Source organism: Nostoc sp. JL23 (genome assembly GCF_017115065.1).
GTDB classification, from domain to species: Bacteria; Cyanobacteriota; Cyanobacteriia; order Cyanobacteriales; family Nostocaceae; genus Nostoc; species Nostoc punctiforme_A.
In genome coordinates, this window is sequence record NZ_JABXKN010000079.1 from 1 (window position 1) to 26,005 (window position 26,005).

Genomic DNA, 26,005 nt, shown 5'->3' on the forward strand with positions numbered 1-26,005 from the left:
TTTTACTAAACTGGCATTTCTGTTGTTAATTTAACATATTTAGTCTGGGAGAGCCAGAAAAACTGGGAATTTCAGAGTTAGAATCTTGTGATGTCATAGCAGACTTTGAAGACTCAGTGTTTTGATTTTTGACAGGCATAATTACAGATAGCAGCTTAGGCAGTGCTAGACAGGCAACAGTATTTAATATCGTCAGAAATATACCATCTATCAAACTCATGTATTAATCTTCTCCGTTTGAAAATTGGTAGTGACTATATTTATTAGTTTGAAGCAAATTCAGTAGAATTGCGTAAAAACAGAATTTAGATTTCTTTTAGTGAATATAAGCTAGATAAATATATTTTTATCAAAACAGAATTCAGGAGTCAGCAGCCAGAATGGGCTAAACCTTAGCTATCCGCTAACAGTTGGGTATTTTGAACGAAAGAGCGGATAGCATAGCGTTAGCGAGTCTTTTCGAGTATTTTCGAGTCACGTCTTGATTCTGAATCCTGAATTCTGACTTCTTCTTCAAGTCTTCTGACTTTCTGCCTTGAGAGGTACTAGGGGGTCAAACCCCCTATTCACCAGATATATCCTCGCAGAAGTCAGGGATCTGAGTCTCTAGGTAGAGAGGAAATTAAAATTGCCATATCTAGGAAATTAGAGCTAGAGATGAATGAAAAAATCTTATTTTTATCTATCAAAAGTATGAGATACGGATATAACAATTTCCTATATCTAAAGAAACTAAAAATATTTGTATTGAATCTAAAAGTATACTTCTGACAGAGGATGTAAAAAAAAATTAGGTATAGTAAATTAAAATCAATATTAATCAAAGTTCCTAAACAATTCAGGCAAGTGTGCTATACACGTGCTTGGAACAGACTAAAACTTTGTGAAAATCAGCAACACACAAACTATGAACTCTAACACCGAAAAACGTATCGCCTTGATTTCCGTCCACGGAGACCCAGCGATTGAAATAGGGAAAGAAGAAGCAGGGGGACAAAATGTTTATGTGCGCAATGTGGGTGAAGCACTAGCGCATCTGGGATGGCAAGTTGATATGTTTACCCGCAAAGTGAGTCTGGAGCAAGACTCGATAGTTGAACATAGCAACAATTGTCGAACTATTCGTTTAAAAGCTGGCCCCCTTGAGTTTGTGCCGCGAGATGAAATTTTTGAATATCTGCCAGAATTTGTGGATAATTTCCTCAAATTTCAAGTAAAAAATGATTTTACATACGAGTTAGTTCACACTAACTATTGGCTCTCTAGTTGGGTGGGGATGGAGTTAAATAAAATCCAAAAGAGTAAACAGGTTCACACCTACCACTCATTAGGAGCGGTGAAGTATAACACTATAGAAGATATTCCTCTGATTGCTAGTCAGCGATTAGCAGTGGAAAAACAGGTGTTGGAAAAAGCAGAGCGAATTGTAGCGACCAGTCCGCAAGAACAGGAACACATGCGATCGCTAGTTTCCACAAAAGGCAATATCGACATCATTCCCTGCGGTACAGATATTCAGCGCTTTGGTTCGATTGCACGAGAAGCAGCCAGGGCGGAATTGGGAATTGACAAAGAAGCCAAAGTCGTATTGTATGTAGGGCGTTTTGACCAACGCAAAGGTATAGAAACCTTGGTGCGGGCAGTAAACCAGTCTGGGTTACGCGATTCCAACAATCTCCAGCTAATTATTGGTGGTGGTAGTACTCCAGGTAACAGTGACGGCATTGAGCGCGATCGCATTGGGCAAATCGTCAACGAATTGGGGATGAGTGACTTTACCATCTTTGCTGGTCGTCTAAGTCAAGATATTTTACCGACCTATTACGCAGCCGCCGATGTTTGCGTTGTTCCCAGTCACTACGAACCCTTTGGACTAGTGGCGATCGAAGCGATGGCAAGTAGCACACCAGTTGTAGCTAGTGATGTCGGCGGACTTCAGTTTACTGTAGTTAATGAAAAAACTGGTTTATTGGCTCCACCGCAAGATGTAGATGCTTTTGCATCTGCTATTGACCGAATTCTCTTAAATCCCGAATGGCGAGATGAATTGGGTAAAGCCGGTAGAAAGCGCGTCGAAACTAAGTTTAGCTGGGATGGTGTAGCACATCAACTGAGTGAACTTTACACCCAACTGTCGCAGCCACAACCAGTAGCGTCAACAGCAAAAGAACTAGTGCAGTCAACAGCCGAACTAGTGCAGTCAACAGCAAAAGAACTAGTGGAGTCAACAGTCGAATTAGTGCAATCAACAGCAAAACGGCCAGTTTTGGTTGCTAAATAATTCTTTTGCATAACAGATAATGGTGAATGGGTAACTCGGAAGTAAGCAATAATTTTATTTTCCTAGTCGTCACTCACCATTACTCAATCATTTATTCTAAATATTTCTCTAGGCTGAGTGATTTCCGTTATTAGTTTAATTAGCGGAAATTATTTAGCCTATTTATATTGCTTTAACTTACAAAACTGTGCTGAGAGTCTATCTGAATAATAGATTTTTGCGTTAGCTATCACTAAACCAAGTAACCGCTATGATAGTTGAGGTCTGCTATGCTTTGACTAAATGAAGATAAAATCATAGCGATCGCTACCATTTGAATGTTAACAACTAATCGCTTTGCAACCAGTTGACTTTACCACTCTCACAGCTGCTTGTAGCGAAATCCGCGCTAACTGGCTACCATCACGCTTAGAACAGGTTTACCAGCGCGATCGCTACACGATTGCTATGGCATTACGCACCCTAGAACAGCGAGATTGGCTACAGATTTCTTGGCATCCCCAGGCTGCACATATTTGTATTGGCGATCCGCCACCGCGATCGCCAGATACCTTTACCTTTAGCCAACAATTAATACACCAATTGGGTGGTTTAGCACTGGTGGCGATTGAAGCGATCGCTCCTTGGGAGCGTGTGATTGATTTGCAATTTGCCCGTCGTCCTGGAGAAAGCGCCCTGTATCATGTCTATGCAGAAATCATGGGCAAGTATAGCAACGTTATTCTCACCGACGCTAACAATATAATTATCACCGCCGCCCATCAAGTCAGTCAGCAACAATCGAGTGTCCGTCCCATCCAAACCGGACAGCCTTATGAAACACCACCGAAACTGACTGGAACTGTCCCCAGTTTGAGCGAATCTCAAGAACGTTGGCAAGAACGGGTAAGTTTAGTACCAGGAGCAATCAAGCGGCAATTGCTCAAAAGTTATAGTGGTTTGAGTGCAGCACTACTGGAGTTAATGCTGCTAGAAGCAAATATTGCACCAGAAACATCCACCGATACTCTCAACCCCGACGACTGGCGACGGCTGTTTGAACGTTGGCAACAATGGCTGCAAGCCCTAGATTCCAAAGAATTTCAACCCGCTTGGACAAAAGATGGTTACACCGTAATGGGTTGGGGTGCAGTTGAAAAGGTCAAAAATATCCAGGAGTTGCTCAACCGCTATTACAGTAACCAGATTGATCAACAGTTATTTTCCCAATTGCGCCATCAGTTGAGTCAGAAATTAAATAATATTCTGACGAAATTACGCAATAAAGCTCAAACCTTTCAGGCGCGCTTGCAGCAATCAGATCAAGCCGATGAGTATCGACAAAAAGCTGATTTATTGATGGCTCATTTGCAAAACTGGGAACCGGGGATGAAAGAAATTATCCTTGCTGATTTTGAGACAAATTTGCCAGTTGCGATCGCTCTCCAGCCAGATAAAAATGCCGTCCAAAATGCCCAAAGTCTTTACAAACAGCACCAAAAGCTGAAACGCGCTCGTGCTGCCGTGGAACCATTACTATTGGAAGTGCAGACAGAAATTGAGTATTTAGAACAAGTAGAAGCTGCGATCGCTCAGATAGACACCTACCAAACAGCAGAAGATTTGCGAGCTTTAGAAGAAATCCGCGAAGAGTTGATTGGACAAAAGTATCTAGAAGACCCAGAATACCGCAGCCGCAGTGCCAATGAACCCCCCAGCACTAACTTTCATCGTTACCTTACGCCTAATGGCTTTGAAGTATTAATCGGTCGTAACAATCGCCAAAATGACCAATTAACCTTTCGTGTAGCAGGTGATTATGACTTATGGTTTCACGCTCAAGAAATTCCAGGGAGTCATCTGCTACTACGTCTAGAACCGGGTGCTGTTGCGGAAGAAGCTGATTTGCAATTTGTAGCTAATCTTGCGGCATACTACAGTCGCGCTCGTCAAAGCGATCAAGTGCCAGTAGTTTACACTCAGCCAAAACACGTCTACAAACCCAAAGGAGCAAAACCAGGAATTGCAATTTACAAGCAGGAAACCATACTTTGGGGAAAACCGCAATTAAGGCAAGAGACGCGATGAATCGCCGTCTCTACAAAAGATTGATTATTGTAGAGACGGCGATTTATCGCGTCTTTGTGATAATTTATCGCGTCTTTATGATGATTTATCGCATCTTTAGCGATCTAGAATTGTCATCAACCGAACCATATTGCCCTCATTTCGGCAAACCCTCAACCCGCATCAAATCCAATTCGCGTTCAAATATTTCATCAATTGGCAACATTTGACCATCAGCAGTCATAAATTTATGGTCTTTTGTTGCCCGAATTATTGAACCATCTTCCAAGCAATACTCAAACACCTCTTGTTGTCCGCGATCGTGCCACTGTGCCACAGGTTGCGTGTAAATATTTCCATTATTATCAACACTGTACACACTGCATTCAATGCTTTTTTCGACAATTTCTCCAATCGGCATTAATCCATATTCTACCGTCAATATTTCTGTGTCATAGCTTAAACAATATTCAGCAAACTTCAACATTTGCTCAAATAGTTCATCCGCAACTTTTTTCTGAACGCCATTTTTAGCTGCGCCATCCACAAATTTTTCTCGCTGCTTTTGCATCTCAGAAACTTTCTTTTTACCCATCGCCCGACGCAGCAAGTCAGCTTGTCCTAAAGAATATCCGGCCATATCTTGAGCAATTTTCATGATTTGCTCTTGATAGACCATAATTCCATAAGTTTCGTCTAATATTGGTTCTAGAATTTGGTGTTGATAATCAATCTTTTCTCGACCATGTTTGCGGTTAATAAATTTAGGTATCAGTCCCGCATCTAATGGGCCCGGTCGATATAGTGCCAAAATTGAAGAAATATCTTCTATATTAGAAGGCTTCAAATCTCGCACGATCTGACGCATCCCAGAAGATTCTAATTGAAATATCCCTTCTAACTCACCTGCTTCTAATAACTCATAAGTTTTTTGGACATCTTTTGGTAGACTGCTATGTTCACCTTTAGCTAATATCCTCTGGGCTTTTCTTTCCTGGCGGGGAATTTCATCAGGATCGACCCGATATCCTCTCGTTTCCTGAATCAAATCTACAGTTTTTTGAATCAGCGTCAAGTTCCGTAAACCCAGAAAATCCATTTTCAACAAACCCATTGATTCCAGGTCTTCCATGAAATATTGGGTAATTACAGAACCATCATTATTCTTCTGTAGTGGGACAATTTCATCAAGTGGATCGGCAGAAATTACTACACCTGCGGCATGAACACCAAAAGTTTTGTTAGTTCCTTCAATTCGCATCGCCATATCAAGCCAATGGCGAACATGGGGTTCTTTATCATATTTCTCTTTAAACTCTGGTTCTGGAGTTTTATCAGAAACCATTACCTTGAGTTTCGTTGGTTTCCCCCGCACCACAGGAATCATTTTCGCCATTTTGTCAGCTTCCCCATAGGGAATATTCAACACTCTGGCGACATCTTTCAAAACTGCTTTAGAAGTTAGGCGGTTAAAAGTAATAATTTGGGCAACTCTATCTGCACCATATTTCTCAGTGACATATTCAATCACTTTATCCCGTTGTTCAATACAGAAATCTGTATCAATATCAGGCATGGATTTCCGTTCTGGGTTCAAGAAACGCTCGAATAGTAACCCATGATGCACAGGATCAATATTAGTAATTCGCATTGCATAAGCAACTAATGAACCAGCCGCCGAACCCCGACCTGGCCCCACAGGAATATTATTATCTCTAGCAAATTTGATGTAGTCCCATACAACTAAAAAGTATTTGGAAAAACCCATCTGCTGAATCATTTTCAGTTCGTATTCCAATCTTTCTTTATAGACGAAATCGACTTCCTGGCGAGATTTGCGATTTAAGCGTTCTAAAAGTCCACCCCATGCCACATCTTCGGCGTAAGTGTCAGCAGTATGACCAGAGGGAATCGGGGGTGTAGGAATCTGAGGCTCACCCATAATATGGTAAGGCTCGACTTTATCGGCGACTTCTTCAGTGGTAGCGATCGCTTCTACAATCACATCATCTGGCAAATGGTCACGAAATAGCTGCTGCATCTCCTCACCAGATTTGAGATACTCTGTGCCGCTATAACGCATCCGCTTATCTTCAATAATTAACTTGCCAGTTTGAATACATAGCAAAGCATCGTGGGCTTCAACGTCAAAACAAGAAATAAAATGTGAATCATTAGTTGCAATAATTTTAATGCCTAGCTCCCTAGCAATTTTGACTATTTCAACATTCACAATCCGGTCTTCTTGGGAGCCGTGGTCTTGAATTTCTAGATAATAATCATCACCAAATACATCTTTATACCACTGAGCAACTTTTCGGGCTGCATCTGGTCTATTACTGAGAATCGCTTGGGGAACTTCTCCACCTAAACAAGCGCTGGTGACAATCAAGCCTTCATGATATTGTATTAATAAATCTTTATTAATACAAGGACGAGAAAAAATTCCTTTGCCTTGAACACCTTGAAGATGAGAAATTGTGGTTAATTTGACTAAATTTTTGTAACCTTTGGTATTTTTAGCTAAAACTACTTGATGATATTTGGGGCGGCGTTCTTGTTTCTCAATATCGCCGTTAATAATATACATTTCATTGCCGATAATCGGCTTAATATTTTGACTACGGCAGATTTTGATCAGTTCAACAGCTCCATACATGACACCGTGATCGGTAAGGGCGATCGCTTTCATTCCCAGTGCGATCGCTCGATCCACCAACTCTGGAAGCTGACTTGCCCCATCAAGTAGACTGTAGTCACTGTGAATATGTAAAGGAACAAAGGACATAAGCATCTCCAACCACAAGCCAAGGTATCTCTAGGGGTCTACCTTGTGGTATACCCTGTCGAGCCAGATTTTGCAAAGCAACGGAATCTTAGATTAACAGTTTTTAACCAAAATTAAAGCTGTTCTTTTTCGGGAATTATCAATATCATTAGTGTTGTTTTAATAGTTACAGCAGTTAACCAGTACCTAGCCAATGAGTCAAACAGAGAGAACTACTTCGCCTGAAACCAAAGCTAGCCCTTGGTGGCAGCGTATCCCTCTCACGTTGCAAATCCTCATCGCCTTAGTAGCGGCAGTCAGTGTCGGAATTGCCCTTGGTGCAGGGAATCCCAATCCCAGCAACGCCGCTTTAATCAACAATTTAGCAATTCCGGCTGAATTGGTACTAAAGGCTCTCCGCGCCTTGGCTACACCCCTGATTCTAGCGGCGGTGCTGCATACTTTGATGACTACCAATATCCCTGGTACAGCCGGACGGCGGTTGGCAGTGTTACTTTTAACTAACACTACCGTAGCTATTTTGGTAGGACTGTTCGTAGCCAATGTACTGCGTCCGGGGACTTGGGGTAATGTAAACACCTCAACAAGTACAGAAATAGCACCTCAGAGTCTCGATCCTTGGGGAATACTCAAAGATGCTGTACCAGAAGCCGTCCTCAAGCCATTGGTTGATAATAATGTCATCCAGCTGATTGTGATTGCTCTGAGTTTTGGCATCGTCCTGCGGGGATTAAAATCTGAACAAATCGCCCAAGGGAAGAATGGATTCCAGCCGATAGAGGATGTCATCGGAATTTTATTTGAAGCGGTAGTCCGCATCCTCAACTGGGTAATTGCTTTAGTGCCGTTCGCAGTCTTTGGGATTGTAGCCAAAACTATTGCGATGCAGGGCTTTGCCCCATTTAAATCTTTGGGTGCATTCATCGTCGCCGTATTGTTAGCACTGGTATTACAGGCGTGCTACTACCTGATCAGAGTAAAATTTGGTTCTTGGGTACACCCGCTAAAATTTCTCGCTGGTGGTTCTGATGCCTTTTTGACAGCTTTCTCAACTTCTTCCTCTGCGGCAGCAATGCCCATAACCTTTGAGGTTTTGCAAACAAAAGTCGGTTTAAGGGAATCCTCTGCTGCCTTGGGGGCATTAGTCGGGGCAAATTTTAATAATGATGGTACTGCCCTCTATGAAGCAATGTCTGCGTTGTATATTTCCCAACTAATTGGGCAACATCTAAGTCTGACACAGCAGTTAATTGTCATCCTTACCTCAATTTTTGCATCGGTAGGTGCGGCCAATATTCCCAATGCTGGACTGGTAACGATGACACTAGTGTTCACTTCTGTCGGCTTACCTACCCAGTACATCGCTTTGCTAGTTACTGTAGACTGGTTTTTGGATCGCTGCCGTACCGCGATTAATGTTATGGGAGATATGACTGTTAGCGCTTTACTTGACGGCAAAAAGCCTCGTTCTGTAGATGAGGCTTAGTTTGCCAGCTTTTAGTTGAGTTCAGCAGCATTTCAAATATCTAATGCTGTTGAGGCCCTTTGGCGTCACATGCTTTAGTCCAGCAACGTTCTAAAAGTTGCAGACGCCAGATCAATACAAAACGTTGGGGATTCAATACTAATTTAGTATCCCGACTAAATAAGGGCTGGTTCAGATACTGCCAAAGAGGAAATTTAATTTTGGTGTGTTTTGGAGTCATAAGAACAAGAAAAATAATATAAAAGTTGGTCTAGGAATTACCTAATACTGTTTTTCTAGTTAAAGGCTACCCTGCGTTTTTGCTATTGTCTTTGTGGCAATTGCGGAATTCCAGCAAGTGAATTTATGTTGTTTACGCTTTAATACGGAGAATTGCACGCACCATTTTTCTGATTCCATATCCAGTGAAATATTATGACTTTTCAGGAAATTCTTGCTTCAAAGACATTGCTAGGGGCATACATAATAAGGTTCGCTTGAGGCAAATTGTTACAAAGCCGTTGCTGCCGTTGAGATTAGATAGGTGAAAAATTGCTGAATTAGACATAAATTTTGAATTGCTTCTCATCCCACCGTTATCACCCGCCGAATTTCGTCGCTGCGAAATCCGATCGCCATTGGACGACGTACCCCCAAAAGTGCTACCACATCGTACAATTCCAGTACCACCCCTTCTATCCGTAAGGAATGGACAATATCAACGCTTTTCAGGTCTATCACTAGTAAACTACAGCGAGGCTGAATGTTTTTATGATGCAATTTCTTGTCCTAAGCCAAGCCGCTGAATGTCTTGTTATGCCTGAGTTGGAAAATTCCTACTACTGCAAAGTTGCCATAAAATGCACAACCGCGCAGATATCCCGGACAGAAGACAACTGGTTCAAACACTCCCCGCTTTCAATCGGCAAAGCCAAACTCTCCTGTACCTGATACCAATTCACGAAATTACTGATACAAATCACTTCCTCTGCTCCCTCTGCTTGCCCATCTGTATCATTTTTAAAGTGAAACGGTATAACACCTATCTTCCGCTGCCAGCTTACTGATAAAGGTTGGCTGCCATAAGGGAACAAAACTGTGGGTTTCGCTGACTGTTCCCAAACAACTAAACACAGTATTGACAAATAATAGTTTTTGTGAATTGGAATTTTTCTCTTCTGCTTTACTCAAAGCGATATCGTGAATATCTAAATCTCCTGTCACATAACTCATCTGGGGTAAAAAATAGTCGTTTTAGGCATTATTTGGCTAGGCTACATCGCAAAACCTTTTGTTACTCTAAGTCAGAGGAAATGCTGAAACTCTCTATTCGATTGGTCATACATTATCTCAAGTACGGTTCTGTGGCGGTGCGGGCGCGTAGCACTCGCAAGCTTAAGGCGATCAATTCATACTTAGATTCAGCAACGCCAGAAAAGTCGTTAAAATAATTTGTAATTCATAATTTGTCAAATTAGAGAAGCATACGGCGATGCCTTCACGATAGGCATCGCGGATTTTAGATTTAATCTAATCTAAAATCCCAAATCGAGTTACCGATTCACCGCCGCTGCTTCTCTTGCTGCTGCTGCTTGATCTGGGTGAATACCCAAGCGGGTGAGATTAATGCGACCTTTGTTATCAATTTCGCGCACTTTGATAATCACTTCATCGCCCACCGCTACTTCATCCTCAACTTTGCCAACGCGGTAGTCAGCTAGTTGAGAAATGTGAATCATGCCTTCTTTTCCTGGTAAGAATTCCACAAATGCACCTATCGGTATAATCCGAGTAATGCGTCCTGCATAGACATCCCCTTCGTGCAACTTGCGGGTCATGCCTTGGATGATATTTCTAGCTCTCTTGGCCTTGTTCTCATCCACAGCGGAAATTGTCACGGTGCCATCATCTTCGATGTCAATTTTTGCACCAGTTTCCTCCGTGATGCCTTTAATAGTCTTGCCTCCAGGCCCGATGACCAAACCAATCATGTCTGAATCAATCTTGATTGTTAACAGACGTGGGGCATAAGGTGAGGTTTCAGTCCGTGGTGTGTCAATGCAAGCGAGCATTTTCTCCAGAATGTGCAACCGGGCTGCTTTCGCTTGGTGGACAGCTTGGGCTATAACCTCCAAAGACAAACCGGAGATTTTCATATCCATCTGCAAGGCGGTAATCCCGGTATCTGTCCCGGCAACTTTGAAGTCCATGTCGCCCAAAAAGTCTTCGATACCTTGGATGTCGGTCAGGACTCGTACTTCGTCCCCTTCCTTAATCAGACCCATTGCCGCGCCACTGACGGGTTTGAGAATTGGTACACCAGCATCCATCAGGGCGAGGGTGGAACCGCAGACTGAACCCATTGAGGTGGAACCGTTGGAAGACAGTACTTCCGATACGATGCGAATCACGTAGGGAAATTGTTCTTTGGACGGTAGCACAGGTATTAACGCTCGTTCTGCTAATGCCCCGTGACCAATTTCACGCCTTCCTGGGGCCCGCATTGGCTTGGTTTCTCCGACTGAGAATGGCGGGAAGTTGTAATGATGCAGATAACGCTTGTGCTGATCTAGCTGCATGTCATCGTTGAGGTTTTGAGCATCCCCAGGTGTACCCAGAGTACAAGTGGATAATACCTGAGTTAGTTCCCGGTTAAATAAACCGCTGCCGTGGACTCGCTTTGGTAAGACATCAACTAAACAAGAAACCGGACGCACTTGATCGAGTTTACGACCATCAACGCGGACGTTATCTTCGATGATTTGTCGCCGCATGAAATGTTTGGTAATATCTTTAAAAGTGTTACCAAGTGCCTTCTTATTTGCAGTTGCGGCAACTCGAATCGGGTCTTCTTCTGACAGTTCAGTAATCGTCGCGGCAATTTCATCCTTGACGACATCTAAAGCTGCATCGCGTTCGGGTTTAGTCAAACTAAATTGAGACAGGATTTTTTTAATCTGACCGTTGGCGCGATCGCGGATATAATTTTCTAACGTTTGGTCTACTTCTGGTGGTGCTTCTTGCACTATTACTAGACCCAGTTCTGCAATTAAATCTTGCTGCGCTTTGATTAAGTCCCGCACTGCTTCATAACCAAAGTCAATCGCTTCGAGAATATCTCGCTCTGGCAACTGATTGGCTCCCGCTTCCACCATGATCACGCCATGTGGTGAACCTGCTACTATCAGATCCAAATCTCCCGCTTCGGTTTCTGCGTATGTGGGGTTAATAATGAAATCATCTCCCACTAAACCAACCCGCACTGCTGCCATTGGCCCATTAAAAGGAATCTGGGCAATCAGGGTAGCAATGGAAGCGCCTGTAACTGCTAACACATCGGGTGGAACTAACTCGTCCATCGACAGCGTTAAGGCAATAATTTGCAAGTCATCCCGCAACCATGAGGGGAACAAAGGACGCATGGGACGGTCTATAAGACGGCTGGTGAGAATTGTTTTTTCTGGTGGACGACCTTCACGCCGCATGATCCCGCCGGGAATCCTACCAGCGGCATATAGCCTTTCTTCATAATCTACAGTAAGGGGAAGAAAATCAATGCCTTCTCTAGCTTGCGATCGCGTAGCCGTCACTAAAACGGATGTGTCCCCTGATTCTATCAAAACCGACCCACCTGCCTGGGGAGCTAGTAGGCCTACTTTCAGTCGAATATCCCTTCCATCGAAGGATATTGACTTATCAACTTCTGCCATTCAGTTTTTTTTCCTTCTCTTTCGCTATTCTCTTTCTGTGGCAATCCTAACATTTATGCCCTATGGCTGACTTCTAGTACATACAAAGATAGACAAGTCGTTTAACGCAAAGTGTGATACAAGATTAGCGCGTCCACTACCTGCCCATTCTCTAGCTTCGCCGCGCCCGGAATTCGCCCAATAATCTCAAATCCTAACGACTGCCAAAGTGTAATTGAAGGTATATTAGTCTCAAAGACCAAATTAAACATCACTGCTTCGTAGCCCAGGTTTGCTGCGATCGAAAGCATAGCCTCTCCCATGAACCGTCCTAAACCCTGACCGCGTAACTCAGGTTGTACAATAAAACCAGCGTTGCAAATATGGCTACACCGACCGGAAAAGTTTGGCTTTAAATAAAACGCCCCTAATATTTCTTTTGGCTTGTGTGTAGGATCTACAACAGATGTCCTGACAACAAAGGCATCCTTGCTTAACCAGTAAGCTAAAAATTCTGTCGGAGAGAGAGGTTGCTTTTGGGGATAGGTTTTACCTTCAACAATTACAAGATTGAGTAATGCTCTTACAGCCTCCTCCTCTTGAGGATGCATATAATCTAGTTCCACTAATATCCCATTTTTTAAAACTTTAATTAGAGGTAAATTCATTATTAATAATCTTTGTATTAACTAATTTCTGAAATAATTATTATATGCAAACTTTGGTCAACAAGTCTTCTTGAGAAGATACAAAAAATAGAACAGTAGCGATTTTTAGTTCTTAAATTTTGGGAAATCTAAGTAGTTAGCAAATGGCGATTTTACACTGTAATTGGTTACTAAAAAATCAAAATGGTTGTTTATTTATTTGGGGGGAAACTTGGCGATCGCCACGAGTGAATTTCGAGTCGAATGGATCTGGAGATATAGCACTACATCCATTGGCAATGACATCGGTTGAGTTGAGTGAGTGGTTGCATTCTCAGAACATGGCAATTACCAACTTCATCCAAAAACCCCAAGTTGCGATGCCTGCGGCGGGCAAAGCGATCGCAACTACTGGGCGAACGCGCAAAGCCGCCAGTGCCACTGAAATCAGTTTACCAACGCACTCTCAAATCATTGCCCTACCAACTTATATCCCAGAAGGTAGCGATAAAGGAACAACAGCGATTTTCCCTGTACATTCTGCCAGCTTGGGGGAAAATACAGACTCCCCGCAATATTTGCAACCGTGGCGAGTTGAAGGTTTTTGTCTCAACGCCAGCGAAGCCGTAAAATTTCTCGCCGCTATTCCCCTAAATGCTGCTAAAGGGGAAGATGCTTTTTTGGGTGGAGATTTACGCTTTTGGTCGCAGGTGGCCCGATGGAGTTTAGATTTAATCTCACGTTGTAAGTTTTTACCAACAATTGATCGAGAATCAGATGGTGCATTTGCTGCTAAGTGGCGAGTACTTCTAGACAGTGCAGTAGATGGAACCCGCCTAGAAAGATTTTCTGCGAATATACCGTTGGTTTGTCGCACTTATCAAGAGGAAGTGGGGACTGGGGAGGAGTTTTCCCAATCCCTACTTTATGTAGACTTTCCCACAGAACCTCAAGAATTACTTTTGGGATTTCTCAACAGTACGATAGATGCCCAAGTGCGAGAAATGATGGGTTCTCAACCTCCAATGGAAGCTAAGGCGATTGCATCTTTACCGTCTGGGGTGCGACAGTCGTTGCAAACCTTAACTAGTGCATCTCACATAGTCAATGCAGATGCAATTGAAGTGGAAAGACTGGAAGCGGCATTGAAGGCTTGGACTATGCCTCTACAATACCAATTAACTCTTAAAAGTCTATTTCGTACCTGTTTTCAACTGCGTTCTCCAGAGTCTGGCGAAACAGATTGGACATTGGCGTATTTTTTGCAAGCGGCTGACGATCCAGAGTTTTTAGTGGATGCAATAACTATTTGGAACAATCCAGTTGAAAGATTGGTTTATGAAAATCGGACAATTGAGCAACCACAGGAAACATTTTTACGAGGTTTGGGGGTAGCTTCCCGATTATATCCAGCGATCGCACCCAGCTTTGAAACCGAATATCCCCAATCTTCTCGGATCACCCCCATCCAAGCTTATGAGTTTATCAAAGCTGTAGCTTGGAGGTTAGAAGACAGCGGTTTAGGGGTAATTTTGCCTCCCAGTTTAGCGAATCGTGAAGGCTGGGCGAATCGTTTGGGTTTGAAAATTACTGCCGAAACCCCAAAAGGAAAGCAGGGACGTTTAGGGTTGCAGAGTCTATTAAATTTCCAATGGCAATTGGCAATTGGCGGACAGACTATTTCTAAAGCTGAGTTTGATAAACTTGTGGCTTTAAATAGTCCGCTAGTGGAAATTAACGGGGAGTGGGTAGAATTGCGACCCCAGGACATCAAAACAGCCCAAACATTTTTTACCACTCGCAAAGACCAAATGGCGCTTTCCTTGGAAGATGCTTTGCGTTTCAGTACAGGGGATACCCAAGTAATTGAAAAATTACCAGTGGTTAGCTTTGAGGCATCTGGGGCATTGCAAGAGTTGATTGGGGCGTTAAGTAATAATCAAGCGATCGCACCTTTACCCACACCAACAGGCTTTAAAGGACAGTTGCGACCTTATCAGGAACGTGGTGCTGCTTGGCTGTCATTCTTGGAACGTTGGGGCTTGGGTGCGTGTCTCGCCGACGATATGGGACTCGGTAAAACCGTGCAGTTCATTGCTTTCTTGCTACATCTTAAAGAACAGGATGCACTAGAAAATCCAACACTGCTAGTTTGTCCAACTTCAGTTTTAGGCAACTGGGAAAGAGAAGTCAATAAATTTGCACCAAGTCTGAAAATTTTGCAATATCACGGTGACAAACGCCCAAAAGGAAAAGCGTTTTTAGAAGCAGTGAAAAAGCACGATTTAATCGTTACTAGCTACTCACTACTTCATCGAGATATCAAGTCATTGCAAAGTGTCTCTTGGCAGATAATTGTTTTAGACGAAGCCCAGAATGTGAAAAATCCAGAGGCGAAGCAGTCAAAAGCAGTGCGGGAATTAGAAGCGACATTTCGCATTGCGTTGACGGGGACACCAGTAGAAAATAGACTCCAAGAACTCTGGTCTATTTTAGATTTTCTCAATCCAGGATATTTAGGCAATAAGCAATTTTTTCAGCGGCGGTTTGCCATGCCAATTGAAAAGTATGGTGATACGGCTTCTTTGACTCAATTACGTTCATTAGTGCAACCATTTATACTGCGGCGATTGAAAAGCGATCGCGACATCATTCAAGATTTACCAGATAAGCAAGAAATGACCGTATTTTGCGGTTTAACTGGTGAACAAGCTGCACTTTATCAACAAGTTGTAGAACAATCTTTAGTAGAAATAGAATCTGCTGAAGGATTGCAACGTCGGGGTATGATTTTGGCTTTGTTAATCAAACTCAAACAAATCTGCAATCATCCAGCCCAATATTTGAAACAAGCGACATTAGAGCAACATAATTCAGCCAAACTTCTGCGGCTAGAAGAAATGTTAGAAGAAGTTTTAGCAGAAAGCGATCGCGCTCTAATTTTCACACAATTTGCTGAGTGGGGTAAATTACTTAAACCCTATTTAGAAAAACAGTTAGGGCGAGAAATATTCTTTTTATATGGCAGCACCAGTAAAAAGCAACGTGAGGAAATGATCGACCGTTTCCAACACGATCCTCAAGGGCCACCGATTATGATTCTTTCTCTGAAAGCCGGTGGAGTAGGACTAAATTTAACACGAGCAAATCATGTATTCCACTTTGATAGATGGTGGAATCCAGCCGTGGAAAATCAAGCCACAGATAGAGTATTTCGGATTGGTCAAACCCGGAATGTACAAGTACATAAATTTGTTTGCACTGGGACTTTAGAAGAAAAAATTCATGACATGATTGAAAGTAAGAAACAGTTAGCTGAACAAGTTGTAGGTGCTGGTGAAGAGTGGTTAACCGAAATGGATACAGACCAACTTCGCAACTTATTACTGCTCGATCGCAGTGCAGTAATTGATGATGATGCAGAGTAAATTCGTAGTAAGTAAGAACTTTAGTGCTTGAATTGAGTGCTAAAGCGATCGCGTAACAGAAACACTGGCTATTTATAATATATAAGGGCACAATATTATTGTTGTGCCCCTATATGTTGTTTATTCAATTGAAAACTGCTGTCTATGCCCAAATATTAAGGGTAAAGGCCTCTGTCAGTCAGCGCCTGAGCCACTCTACCTACCCCTAACGTGTAAGCTGCTAACCTTAAAGAAATTTGCCGTACCTCCGACTGATGAATTACCTTGCGGTACGCTTGCACCATCAAATGCTCCATTTCGCGGTTGACGCGCTCCTCATCCCAAAATACGTAAGAAAGACCCTGCACCCACTCTAAATAACTGACTACTACACCGCCAGCATTCGCCAAAATATCGGGTAGCACTGTCACACCGCGCGCCTCTAAGGCCAAGTTAGCCTCAAGAGTAACCGGGCCGTTAGCTGCTTCTGCCACAATTTGCGCCTGCACTTGATTCACATTTTCTTCAGTGATTTGGTTCTCCAAAGCCGCTGGTATTAAGACATCGCAAGATAAAGTTAATAAATCTGCATTGCTAATTGGTACAGATTGCGGGAAACCCACAATACTCTTGCGATTTTCAGCAGCGTAGACTTTCAACTTGGGAATATCAAGACCAACTTCGGAGAATATTCCGCCAGCACCAGTTGAAACAGCGATAATTTTCGCGCCTGCTTCATATAGTAATTCTGCTGCGGCACAGCCGACGTTACCGAAACCTTGAATAGCTACTCGCACTCCTACCAAAGATTTACCTCGATCTGCTAGCGCCTCACGGACAATAATCATCGTCCCACGTCCGGTTGCCATTTCTCGCCCCAGAGAACCACCAATAGAAAGGGGCTTTCCAGTTACAACTCCTGGTACAGCATGACCAACATTTACAGAGTAGGTGTCCATCATCCAAGCCATTTCACGGGCAGAAGTACCCATGTCTGGCGCAGGAATATCTACAGAAGGCCCAATATCTTTAATCAACTCGCTGATATAACGGCGGCTGATTCGCTCTAATTCACCAACACTGTAGCGTTTGGGATCTATAGCAATGCCACCCTTCCCACCACCGTAAGGAATACCTAACAAGGCACATTTCCAGGTCATCAGCATTGCTAGAGCAGATACTTCGCGCAATGTCACAGCCGGATGGTAACGAATTCCACCCTTGTATGGGCCTAAGACATCAGAGTGCTGTACCCGGTGTCCAGCGAGAACTTGTATTTCCCCATTATCTAGTTTCACAGGAATGGAAACCGTGACAACCTTACGCGGGTGGCTGAGAATTTCCAGCAAACCCTGATTTAAATTTAATTCTTTAGCTGCCGCCTCTAAGTAGCTACAGGCTTGATCAAATGGGCATATATGCGCTGGAGAAGCAGGTTCTGACAGCAACAGGGATTTTGAAATCATAAAATTTTCTCCTAATCACGGTATCTTTACGAACCGGATATCATCTGTATTTAGCTTATCCTTTTTTTTGAGAAAATAGAAATTTTGTAGTTTTTGTTACAGTTTTATATTTTATATTCTGATAAGTGAGAATTATTTAAAAATCATCATTTGTAGGGGCGCACAGCTGTGCATTGGTGTCAACTTAAGCAAAAAGGAACTATAAGATGTAATCTAAGGACATCAATTTAGATGTCCTTAGTGATACATCATGAGTAGAAAACGCCCAGCGCGAATAGGAAACCCAGACCTGCGGCAACAAAAACAAGTACCGATGCCGCCAATAGAGGAAATTGAGCAAAAAATCTACTCTTTACTATCTCCGCTCAACTTTAAACCCTTGAAATTGTACGAAAAGGAAGAAAAGAAAGCATTCCACGACAGAATACTGACCTTATCGGTTTGGATTAGTCAAAACTAGGCATAAGCGTCACCCTTGAGATTGACGCTTACACCCAACAAATTTGGGCTTTATCTTCTTAAGTTGACACCAATGATAGATGTGCGCCCCTACCCATGAATATGTAGCAAGTATTTTGTGAAATAGTTTAAGCCAAAGAAAACAGATTACATATACAAAGGATAGAGCTAGAAAATGAAAATTACAAAAAACAATAATTTTCACTTAACTTATTGCAGTAATATTCATCCTGGTGAAAGTTGGCTAGAGGTTTTCGCCAATTTAGAGAAATATATTCCCGAACTCAAATCATGTTTATCGCCGACAGAAGCTTTTGGTATCGGCTTGAGGTTAGCTGATGTTGCTGCAAAAGAACTTTTAGAAAGTAATAACTTGGCTCAATTCCAAACTTGGCTAACTCAACAAGATTTATATGTTTTCACCTTAAACGGATTCCCTTATGGCGGATTTCATCGACAGGTGGTAAAAGACCAAGTTTATGCACCAGATTGGTCTACACAAGAACGGGCTAATTATACATTAAACTTGGCACATATTTTAGCTAGTCTATTACCCCAAGGGCTTGATGGCGGAATTTCTACACTACCATTATCCTATAAACCTTGGTGGGTAAAAGACCAAACAACTTTTGAAACGGTTCTGAAAAAGAGTTGTTTGAACATCGCATCTGTTGTTGTAGAAATGATTCGTATCCGTGAAGAAACAGGCAAAATCCTTCATATTGATTTAGAACCTGAGCCTGATGGTTTAATTGAAAACACTTCAGAAATAATTGATTTTTATGAAAATTGGTTATTGCCAATTGGCGGTAATTATTTATTAGAAAAGCTAAATATTGAACAGAATTTAGCAGAAATTAAATTGCTAGAACACGTTCGAGTTTGCTATGACACCTGCCATTTTTCAGTTGAATATGAGGAACCGCAATCTGTATTTACGCGTTTGCAATCGGCAGGAATTAAAATTGGCAAAATTCAAATCAGTGCAGCAATTAAAGTAAAAATACCTGCTGAGGTTGAAAAGCGTCGTTTGATAGTTGAACGCTTACGTCCTTTTGCTGAATCTACCTATCTACACCAGGTAATAGAACGTCGCAGCGATGGTACACTTCATCACTATCCTGACTTAATAGCTGCATTACCACATTTAGAACAATCTCTAGCTGAAGAATGGCGCACTCACTTTCATGTGCCAATTTTTATTCATGATTATCAAATTTTGCAATCTACCCAAGATGACATTGCTACTGTTTTGCATCTACTTCAGACAAACAATGCTTGCTCACATTTAGAAATTGAGACTTACACATGGGATGTATTGCCATCAGAAATGAAGATAGATTTAGCGACTTCTATTCAGCGTGAGTATGAGTGGGTATTAAAAGAATTTGCCGCCAATTAAGAGGAAATTAATTTTATGCAGAAAACAGTTGTTCTAAATGTCGTGGGATTAACGCCCAGTTTACTAGGAGAAAGCACGCCGTTTTTATCTTCTTGGGCGGCTATTGGACAGGTAGCTTCCATCAAAAAAGTGTTACCTGCTGTAACTTGTTCGGTTCAGGCGACTTATTTAACAGGAAAGTTGCCTGATGAACATGGAATTGTTGCTAATGGTTGGTACTTCCGCGATGAATGTGAAGTAAAGTTTTGGCGACAATCTAATAAACTAGTACAATCTCCCAAAGTTTGGGAAATAGCTAAATCAATCGATCCAACCTTCACTTGTGCCAACCTTTTTTGGTGGTACAATATGTATTCCTCAGTAAATTATGCGATTACACCGCGCCCGATGTATCCCGCAGATGGGAGAAAATTACCTGATATTTATACACATCCTAGTGATGTGCGATCGCAAATTCAATCTGATTTAGGAAACTTCCCTCTGTTCGATTTCTGGGGGCCAAAAACTTCCATTAGTTCTAGTCAATGGATTGCCAATTCCGCAAAATGGATTGAGGAACGTTATAGCCCGACATTATCACTAGTTTATTTACCACATTTAGATTACTGTCTGCAAAAGTTTGGTAACAATCAAACACAGATTCAAGCAGATTTGCGAGAAATTGATGCTGTTTGTGGGAATTTAATTGAATATTTTCAAGCACGTAATACTCAGGTAATTATTCTTTCTGAGTATGGCATTACCCCAGTTTCTAAAGCTGTGGATTTGAACCGCGTACTACGGGAAAATGGTTTAATTGCTGTGCGAGAAGAATTGGGGCGAGAACTGCTCGATTTTGGTGCTAGCATTGCCTTTGCCGTTGCGGATCACCAAATTGCTCATATATATGTCAACGATCCGGCGTATATCCCGAAAGTGCGATCGCTTTTAGAGGCGACTGAAGGCGTGGCACAGGTGTTGGATGAAGAGGGTAAACAAGCCTACCATCTCAATCATCCTAGATCGGGTGAGTTGGTAGCGATCGCTCAATCTGACGCTTGGTTTACCTATTATTATTGGCTTGATGATGCGAAAGCGCCTGATTTTGCTAGAACTGTAGATATCCACCGCAAACCTGGTTATGATCCTGTCGAACTTTTCCTCGATCCGCAAATAAAATTTCCTCAAGGAAAAATTGCTCTCAAGTTACTTAAGAAACAACTGGGTTTTCGCTACTTAATGGATGTGATCCCTCTGGATGCTTCCCTGGTGCGTGGCTCTCACGGTAATATCACCACTTCTTCAGATGAAGGGCCTCTATTTATCAGCCATCAGACTCACCTCGTTAATGAACATCAAATTGAGGCGACAGATGTTTGCTCGTTGATTCTCAAACATTTAAATACCTGAAAGGCAGTATAGAGGAAATATATCGTCTCTACATCTTACCAAAATACAAAAAAATTCATTGTAATTCATAATCATATCGAGTATGCTTTATATATAAACTCGTTATGACTATGAATTAATGTGAGTTCGACAAGTCTTATTTGACCTCTCCCCCAACCCCTCTCCGACACGGAGAGGGGAGCAAAAAGCTGAATTTTTCGTTGCTCCTCCCTTTCCGTTTCGGAGAGGGAGGCTGGGAGGGAGAGGTTCATCGAACTCACGTTGAATTAGATTGTTCTATCAGTAGGCATCTATCTACTGACTAAAATGTACTGTGGGCAATCTGAGTAACTTACATGGAGAGCTTCTTTACCGATGACTGAACCCCAAAATTTGACAACTGCTGACGGTATTCCAGTTAGCGATAATCAGAACTCACTCACAGCTGGAGCGCGTGGCCCTGTATTAATACAGGATTTCCACCTATTAGAAAAGCTGGCTCATTTCAACAGAGAACGTATTCCTGAAAGAGTTGTCCACGCTAAAGGTGCGGCTGCTCACGGCACTTTGACTATTACCAATGACATTACCCGCTACAGTAAAGCCAAACTTTTTTCGGAAATTGGCAAAAAAACGGAACTTCTCTTGCGTTTCTCTACAGTCGGAGGAGAAAAAGGTTCAGCAGATGCCGAGCGTGATCCTAGAGGTTTTTCCCTCAAGTTTTATACTGAGGAGGGTAACTGGGATCTTGTAGGTAACAATACCCCTATTTTCTTCATCCGCGACCCTTTGAAGTTTCCTGATTTTATCCATACCCAAAAGCGCAATCCCCAAACCAATTGCAAAGACCAGAATGCAAAGTGGGATTTTTGGTCACTCAGTCCAGAATCGCTTCACCAGGTGACGATCCTCTTTTCAGATCGGGGAATTCCCAAAACCCATCGCCACATGGACGGTTTTGGTAGCCACACCTTTAGTTTAATTAATGCTGAGGGCGATCGCGTTTGGTGTAAATTTCACTTTAAGACTCTGCAAGGGCATCAAACTTTGACAGAGGAAGAATCAGCTAAGATTAAGGGTGAAGATCCGGATCATGCGACTCATGATTTATTTGAAGCGATCGCTAAAAAAGATTATCCTAAGTGGCAGATGTGTATTCAGGTGATGACCGAGGAGCAAGCAGAAAAACATCCTGACAATCCTTTTGACTTAACCAAAGTTTGGAAACAAGGGGAATATCCTTTAATTGAAGTCGGGATATTAGAGCTAAATCGGAACCCTGAGAATTATTTCGCCGAAGTTGAGCAAGCCGCTTTTAGCCCTAGTGCAGTGGTTCCTGGCGTTAGTTTCTCTCCAGACAAAATGCTGCAAGCTCGCATCTTTTCTTACCCAGATGCTCAACGGTATCGCTTGGGTGGTAACTATCAGCAACTACCCGTTAACCAGCCCAAATGTCCAGTGATGCATTATCAGCGAGATGGCTTTATGGCATCGGGGAACAACGGCGGTAGCGTTCCTAACTATGAACCGAATAGTGCTGAGGGTACGCCCAAAGAAAATCCAGCTTATGCAGAACCACCTAGTCATTTGGGCGATGTCACAGTCGATCGTTACAGTCATCGTGAAGGAAATGACGATTATACCCAAGCAGGTAATCTGTATCGGTTACTAACTCCTGAACAGCAAGAGCGTCTGGCTAAAAATATTGTCGGCAGTCTCTCTCAAGCAAGGGAGGACATCCAAATGCGCCAACTTTGCCACTTCTTCCGGGCAGATATTTCTTATGGTCGTCGTGTAGCTGAAGGATTGGGCATTTCAATCGATCCTTCTATGTTTTCTCATGATGCTCAACCTGTAGGTAACTGGTAAGCCTTATCCAATTTTGTAGGGTGGGCATCTTGCCCTCCCTAAAGCAAATTCATTTGATTAGCTTATAAACTAAATCGACGTAATTAAAGGTGAAATTAACAGCAACAGAAAACGGATTATTAATTCCTAAAGAACTATTAGGAGAAAACCAAGAGTTTGAGATTATTCAAGAAAATGGAAAAATTATTATTACTAGCATCAAACAAACATCTTCTATTTGGGATTTAGGTTCAAATCCTGTGGAATGTGATGTAACAGATGGTGCAATTAACCACGATCGCTATCTCTATAACCCGTTAACGGAGATAAAAGCCTCGTGAACGGAGCTAAAATACTCGTTAACGGAGATAAAAGCCTCGTGAACGGAGTTAAAATACTCGTTGACGGAGCTAAAAGACTCGTTAACGGAGATAAAAGACTCGTTGACGGAGCTAAAAGACTCGTTAACGGAGATAAAAGACTCGTTGACGGAGATAAAACACTCGTTAACGGAGATAAAAGACTCGTTGACGGAGATAAAACACTCGTTAACGGAGATAAAAGACTCGTTGACGGAGATAAAACACTCGTTAACGGAGATAAAAGACTCGTTGACGGAGATAAAACACTCGTTAACGGAGATAAAAGACTCGTTGACGGAGTTCAGAGGCTCATTAAGTAGAGAAATAAAAATATTTACAGTTATTGCGATCGCACCCTTCGCAGATCATATCGTAGAGAAGTAGTTCTAGGCGTTGCGATCGCTTTATTTTGCTTCACTGTATTTGCAATGACATTGTGTAATTAATTATCTTGCCTACTTATTAGACTGGGATTTGAATCCCAGGCGGGTAAGACACCCGGTGCAGATTACCTAAATTACTGAAACCAACGGGAGACAAAAGCAACCATTCTCCTGAATCAAGGCTGACGATTCCGCCGCAAGTCTTCCAGATTTTTACGAATGGTTATTGTATTGGGATGATTTGCCCCCAACCCTTGTTCAGCGATCGCCAAAGCTTGAATGTACAAAGGTTCGGCTTCGCTGTCCCTTCCCTGTAATTTGTAGAGTTTTGCCAAATTGTTCAGGCTAGTTGCCACATAACGGTGTTCATCCCCCAGCAGACGTTTTCTCATCGCCAAAGCTTGGATGTACAAAGGTTCAGCATCGCTGTACCTTCCCTGTGAATTGTAGAGTGCGGCCAAATTGTTCAGGCTAGTTGCCACATCTGGGTGTTCATCCCCCAGCAGGCGTTTTCTCATCGCCAAAGCTTCGATATACCAAGGTTCGGCTTCGCTGTGCCTTCCCTGTGAATAGTAGAGAAATGCCAAATTGTTCAGGCTAGTTGCCACATCTGGGTGTTCATCCCCCAGTAGGCGTTTTGTCATTGCCAAAGCTTGGATGTACAAAGGTTCGGCTTCGCTGTACCTTCCCTGTGAATCGTAGAGTGCTGCCAAATTGTTCAGGCTAGTTGCCACATCCGGGTGTTCATCCCCCAGCAGGCGTTTTCTCATCGCCAAAGCTTGGATGCACAAAGGTTCGGCTTCGCTATACCTTCCCTGTAATTCGTAGAGGAGTGCCAAATTGTCCTGGCTTTCTGCCACATCTGAGTGTTCATCCCTCAGCAGACGTTTTCTCATCGCCAAAGCTTCGATATACAAAGGTTCGGCTTCGCTATACCTTCCCTGTGATTTGTAGAGTTTTGCCAAATTATTCAGGCTAGTTGCCACATCTGAGTGTTCATCCCCCAGCAGGCGTTTTCTCATCGCCAAAGCTTGGATGCACAAAGGTTCGGCTTCGCTATACCTTCCCTGTAATTCGTAGAGGAGTGCCAAATTGTCCTGGCTTTCTGCCACATCTGAGTGTTCATCCCTCAGCAGACGTTTTCTCATCGCCAAAGCTTCGATATACAAAGGTTCGGCTTCGCTATACCTTCCCTGTGATTTGTAGAGTTTTGCCAAATTATTCAGGCTAGTTGCCACATCTGAGTGTTCATCCCCCAGCAGGCGTTTTCTCATCGCCAAAGCTTGGATGCACAAAGGTTCGGCTTCGCTGTACCTTCCCTGTAATTCGTAGAGGAGTGCCAAATTGTTCAGGCTAGTTGCCACATCGGGGTGTTCTTCGCCCAAACGTTCTTTAGTAGCTAAGAAACTTTGTTTACCCCAAGGCAAAACTTGCTCATAGGCTCCTTGAACTGCGTAAAATCTAACCAAGCTCTCAAATGGTGAGATTAAATCCTCATCGCTTAACCAAGCTTGGTAAACTGTGACAACTTCCGCAAGGTGAGGGATGGACAGGGTTACTTTAGGAAATTCTATCAATGTGGGTGTCTCAGAAATATCTTTTGCTACGGCTACCATTGCTTGACAATAGCCACGCTTGAGTTCGTTGGCTTCAGCTAATTCTTCTAACTTCTGCCGCAATAATTCCCGAATGCGTTCATGAACTTGATACGTGTCCTCTGCCAATTCTTGCAGCAAATAACACTCAACTAAAACAGTGCAGTTAGCTTTGAGGTCAAATTCCCAATGGCTATAACTTGCTGCTGATTCTACCAAAGACCAAGGGATAGGAGCCAAAGCAAATAAACTCAATAGACAAGCCAATTTTTGCGCCTCTGGTTCTAAGCTTTGCCAATTCAACTCAAAAGCTGCTGCTACACCAGACTCACCTGCTGATGCTTGCTTTTGTAGCCGTGCGAGAATGTCTGCTAGCATAATACTCTCCCTGGCTCTCGGCACTGTGCTGCTATTTGGTAAAGTCCAATTGGTACATAATTCACAAATCGGCAAAGACCTTTAGCAAACTCTAATTCTTTCTCAACCCTATCTTTTCCCAGCAGGGTTGTTAATAATTCTAAGGCTCCATCTGGTGACAATTGACCTAACGGCAGTGATGGATATACTAACCCTGTATTTAGACGAGTGGTAATTAACACCTTAAACCGAGAACCTTGGAGTGGCAGATAGGGTTGAATTTGCTTCCAGTTTTTGACATCATCAAATACTAATAAAACTTTGCCAGCTTGCCAGTTATCCCAGCAATAGAAAACTCTACCCGCAGGACTGAATTTTTGAAGAGATTAGGACTTACGCATTGACAGAATAACAAAATAGTGAATTGATGAATATAGGTCGT

General features: G+C 42.6%; 18 protein-coding genes and 4 pseudogenes. 11 read left to right on the top strand and 11 right to left on the bottom strand.

Annotated features, from left to right (window positions below):
- Positions 1-25 precede the first annotated feature (25 nt).
- Positions 26-220 (bottom strand): hypothetical protein, encoded by a 195-nt coding sequence (locus HWQ42_RS16865; RefSeq protein WP_292814096.1) that lies wholly within the window; start codon positions 218-220, stop codon positions 26-28.
- Between the two features lie 687 nt (positions 221-907).
- Here HWQ42_RS16865 and HWQ42_RS16870 point away from each other — a divergent pair.
- Positions 908-2,146, top strand: a pseudogene (locus HWQ42_RS16870) (glycosyltransferase family 4 protein); the annotation flags it as partial.
- 471 nt (positions 2,147-2,617) lie between these two features.
- Positions 2,618-4,348, top strand: a complete 1,731-nt coding sequence (locus HWQ42_RS16875) for an NFACT family protein (RefSeq protein ID WP_292814102.1) — start codon at positions 2,618-2,620, stop codon at positions 4,346-4,348.
- A gap of 136 nt (positions 4,349-4,484) precedes the next feature.
- On the opposite strand, the gene HWQ42_RS16880 is transcribed toward HWQ42_RS16875, so the two are convergent.
- Complete coding sequence (locus tag HWQ42_RS16880; RefSeq protein WP_292814105.1) at positions 4,485-7,115, bottom strand: DNA polymerase III subunit alpha; 2,631 nt, start codon at positions 7,113-7,115, stop codon at positions 4,485-4,487.
- Between the two features lie 193 nt (positions 7,116-7,308).
- Between HWQ42_RS16880 and HWQ42_RS16885 the strand changes: the two genes are divergently transcribed.
- Entirely contained in the window at positions 7,309-8,601 is a 1,293-nt protein-coding gene (locus tag HWQ42_RS16885) for a dicarboxylate/amino acid:cation symporter (RefSeq protein WP_292814108.1), read from the top strand.
- Positions 8,602-8,641: 40 nt separating this feature from the next.
- Here the strand turns inward: HWQ42_RS16885 and HWQ42_RS16890 are convergent, their stop codons facing one another.
- From HWQ42_RS16890 to HWQ42_RS35575, 4 genes and pseudogenes are all read right to left on the bottom strand, one after another.
- Complete coding sequence (locus HWQ42_RS16890) at positions 8,642-8,821, bottom strand: hypothetical protein (protein WP_228013468.1); 180 nt, start codon at positions 8,819-8,821, stop codon at positions 8,642-8,644.
- A 192-nt stretch (positions 8,822-9,013) separates the two neighbouring features.
- Positions 9,014-9,148: a hypothetical protein gene (locus tag HWQ42_RS16895; protein WP_292738576.1), complete on the bottom strand. Its 135-nt coding sequence runs from the start codon at positions 9,146-9,148 to the stop codon at positions 9,014-9,016.
- Positions 9,149-9,165: 17 nt separating this feature from the next.
- Positions 9,166-9,489 (bottom strand): annotated as a pseudogene (locus HWQ42_RS16900) (DUF4915 domain-containing protein).
- A gap of 111 nt (positions 9,490-9,600) precedes the next feature.
- Positions 9,601-9,813 carry a DUF4915 domain-containing protein gene (locus tag HWQ42_RS35575; RefSeq protein WP_367119061.1) on the bottom strand — a complete coding sequence of 71 codons (213 nt, stop codon included), beginning with the start codon at positions 9,811-9,813 and terminating at the stop codon, positions 9,601-9,603.
- An 8-nt stretch (positions 9,814-9,821) separates the two neighbouring features.
- On the opposite strand from HWQ42_RS35575, the pseudogene HWQ42_RS16910 reads away from it, so the two are divergent.
- Positions 9,822-10,031: pseudogene (locus HWQ42_RS16910) on the top strand (hypothetical protein); the annotation flags it as partial.
- A 102-nt stretch (positions 10,032-10,133) separates the two neighbouring features.
- Here the strand turns inward: HWQ42_RS16910 and HWQ42_RS16915 are convergent.
- On the bottom strand, positions 10,134-12,290 hold the full coding sequence (locus HWQ42_RS16915) for a polyribonucleotide nucleotidyltransferase (protein WP_292814111.1): 2,157 nt from the start codon (positions 12,288-12,290) through the stop codon (positions 10,134-10,136).
- A 101-nt stretch (positions 12,291-12,391) separates the two neighbouring features.
- The gene (locus tag HWQ42_RS16920; RefSeq protein ID WP_292814113.1) at positions 12,392-12,937 is read right to left on the bottom strand and encodes an N-acetyltransferase; all 546 of its coding nucleotides are present in this window, start codon (positions 12,935-12,937) and stop codon (positions 12,392-12,394) included.
- A gap of 143 nt (positions 12,938-13,080) precedes the next feature.
- Here HWQ42_RS16920 and HWQ42_RS16925 point away from each other — a divergent pair, with 143 nt between their 5' ends.
- Complete coding sequence (locus HWQ42_RS16925) at positions 13,081-16,344, top strand: DEAD/DEAH box helicase (protein ID WP_292814115.1); 3,264 nt, start codon at positions 13,081-13,083, stop codon at positions 16,342-16,344.
- A 155-nt stretch (positions 16,345-16,499) separates the two neighbouring features.
- On the opposite strand, the gene HWQ42_RS16930 is transcribed toward HWQ42_RS16925, so the two are convergent.
- Complete coding sequence (locus HWQ42_RS16930; protein ID WP_292814119.1) at positions 16,500-17,789, bottom strand: Glu/Leu/Phe/Val dehydrogenase; 1,290 nt, start codon at positions 17,787-17,789, stop codon at positions 16,500-16,502.
- A 250-nt stretch (positions 17,790-18,039) separates the two neighbouring features.
- Between HWQ42_RS16930 and HWQ42_RS16935 the strand changes: the two are divergent.
- From HWQ42_RS16935 to HWQ42_RS16960, 6 genes and pseudogenes are all read left to right on the top strand, one after another.
- Positions 18,040-18,240 (top strand): annotated as a pseudogene (locus tag HWQ42_RS16935) (IS4 family transposase); the annotation flags it as partial.
- 183 nt (positions 18,241-18,423) lie between these two features.
- Positions 18,424-19,650, top strand: coding sequence for a metabolite traffic protein EboE (eboE, locus tag HWQ42_RS16940; RefSeq protein WP_292814122.1), 1,227 nt, complete (start codon positions 18,424-18,426; stop codon positions 19,648-19,650).
- A 15-nt stretch (positions 19,651-19,665) separates the two neighbouring features.
- On the top strand, positions 19,666-21,039 hold the full coding sequence (locus HWQ42_RS16945; RefSeq protein ID WP_292814125.1) for an alkaline phosphatase family protein: 1,374 nt from the start codon (positions 19,666-19,668) through the stop codon (positions 21,037-21,039).
- A gap of 354 nt (positions 21,040-21,393) precedes the next feature.
- Complete coding sequence (locus tag HWQ42_RS16950) at positions 21,394-22,887, top strand: catalase (RefSeq protein ID WP_292814127.1); 1,494 nt, start codon at positions 21,394-21,396, stop codon at positions 22,885-22,887.
- 89 nt (positions 22,888-22,976) lie between these two features.
- Positions 22,977-23,207: a hypothetical protein gene (locus HWQ42_RS16955; protein ID WP_292814130.1), complete on the top strand. Its 231-nt coding sequence runs from the start codon at positions 22,977-22,979 to the stop codon at positions 23,205-23,207.
- Positions 23,204-23,548: a hypothetical protein gene (locus HWQ42_RS16960; RefSeq protein ID WP_292814133.1), complete on the top strand. Its 345-nt coding sequence runs from the start codon at positions 23,204-23,206 to the stop codon at positions 23,546-23,548. Before HWQ42_RS16955 ends, HWQ42_RS16960 begins: the two co-directional genes overlap by 4 nt.
- Before the next feature lie 239 nt (positions 23,549-23,787).
- On the opposite strand, the gene HWQ42_RS16965 is transcribed toward HWQ42_RS16960, so the two are convergent.
- Complete coding sequence (locus tag HWQ42_RS16965) at positions 23,788-25,584, bottom strand: tetratricopeptide repeat protein (protein WP_292814136.1); 1,797 nt, start codon at positions 25,582-25,584, stop codon at positions 23,788-23,790.
- Positions 25,578-25,805 (bottom strand): hypothetical protein, encoded by a 228-nt coding sequence (locus HWQ42_RS16970; protein WP_292814139.1) that lies wholly within the window; start codon positions 25,803-25,805, stop codon positions 25,578-25,580. The genes HWQ42_RS16965 and HWQ42_RS16970 overlap by 7 nt, the downstream gene beginning before the upstream one ends.
- Positions 25,806-26,005: the final 200 nt, after the last annotated feature.

What these genes read in the sequence shown, in the direction of transcription:
- eboE (WP_292814122.1), top strand. Translation starts at nt 18,424, where the DNA reads ATGAAAATTACAAAAAACAATAATTTTCACTTAACTTATTGCAGTAAT.
- HWQ42_RS16880 (WP_292814105.1), bottom strand. Translation starts at nt 7,115, where the DNA reads ATGTCCTTTGTTCCTTTACATATTCACAGTGACTACAGTCTACTTGAT.
- HWQ42_RS16930 (WP_292814119.1), bottom strand. Translation starts at nt 17,789, where the DNA reads ATGATTTCAAAATCCCTGTTGCTGTCAGAACCTGCTTCTCCAGCGCAT.
- HWQ42_RS16945 (WP_292814125.1), top strand. Translation starts at nt 19,666, where the DNA reads ATGCAGAAAACAGTTGTTCTAAATGTCGTGGGATTAACGCCCAGTTTA.
- HWQ42_RS16920 (WP_292814113.1), bottom strand. Translation starts at nt 12,937, where the DNA reads ATGAATTTACCTCTAATTAAAGTTTTAAAAAATGGGATATTAGTGGAA.
- HWQ42_RS16925 (WP_292814115.1), top strand. Translation starts at nt 13,081, where the DNA reads ATGGCGATTTTACACTGTAATTGGTTACTAAAAAATCAAAATGGTTGT.
- HWQ42_RS16965 (WP_292814136.1), bottom strand. Translation starts at nt 25,584, where the DNA reads ATGCTAGCAGACATTCTCGCACGGCTACAAAAGCAAGCATCAGCAGGT.
- HWQ42_RS16915 (WP_292814111.1), bottom strand. Translation starts at nt 12,290, where the DNA reads ATGGCAGAAGTTGATAAGTCAATATCCTTCGATGGAAGGGATATTCGA.
- HWQ42_RS16950 (WP_292814127.1), top strand. Translation starts at nt 21,394, where the DNA reads ATGACTGAACCCCAAAATTTGACAACTGCTGACGGTATTCCAGTTAGC.
- HWQ42_RS35575 (WP_367119061.1), bottom strand. Translation starts at nt 9,813, where the DNA reads ATGAGTTATGTGACAGGAGATTTAGATATTCACGATATCGCTTTGAGT.
- HWQ42_RS16865 (WP_292814096.1), bottom strand. Translation starts at nt 220, where the DNA reads ATGAGTTTGATAGATGGTATATTTCTGACGATATTAAATACTGTTGCC.
- HWQ42_RS16890 (WP_228013468.1), bottom strand. Translation starts at nt 8,821, where the DNA reads ATGACTCCAAAACACACCAAAATTAAATTTCCTCTTTGGCAGTATCTG.
- HWQ42_RS16895 (WP_292738576.1), bottom strand. Translation starts at nt 9,148, where the DNA reads ATGTCTAATTCAGCAATTTTTCACCTATCTAATCTCAACGGCAGCAAC.
- HWQ42_RS16885 (WP_292814108.1), top strand. Translation starts at nt 7,309, where the DNA reads ATGAGTCAAACAGAGAGAACTACTTCGCCTGAAACCAAAGCTAGCCCT.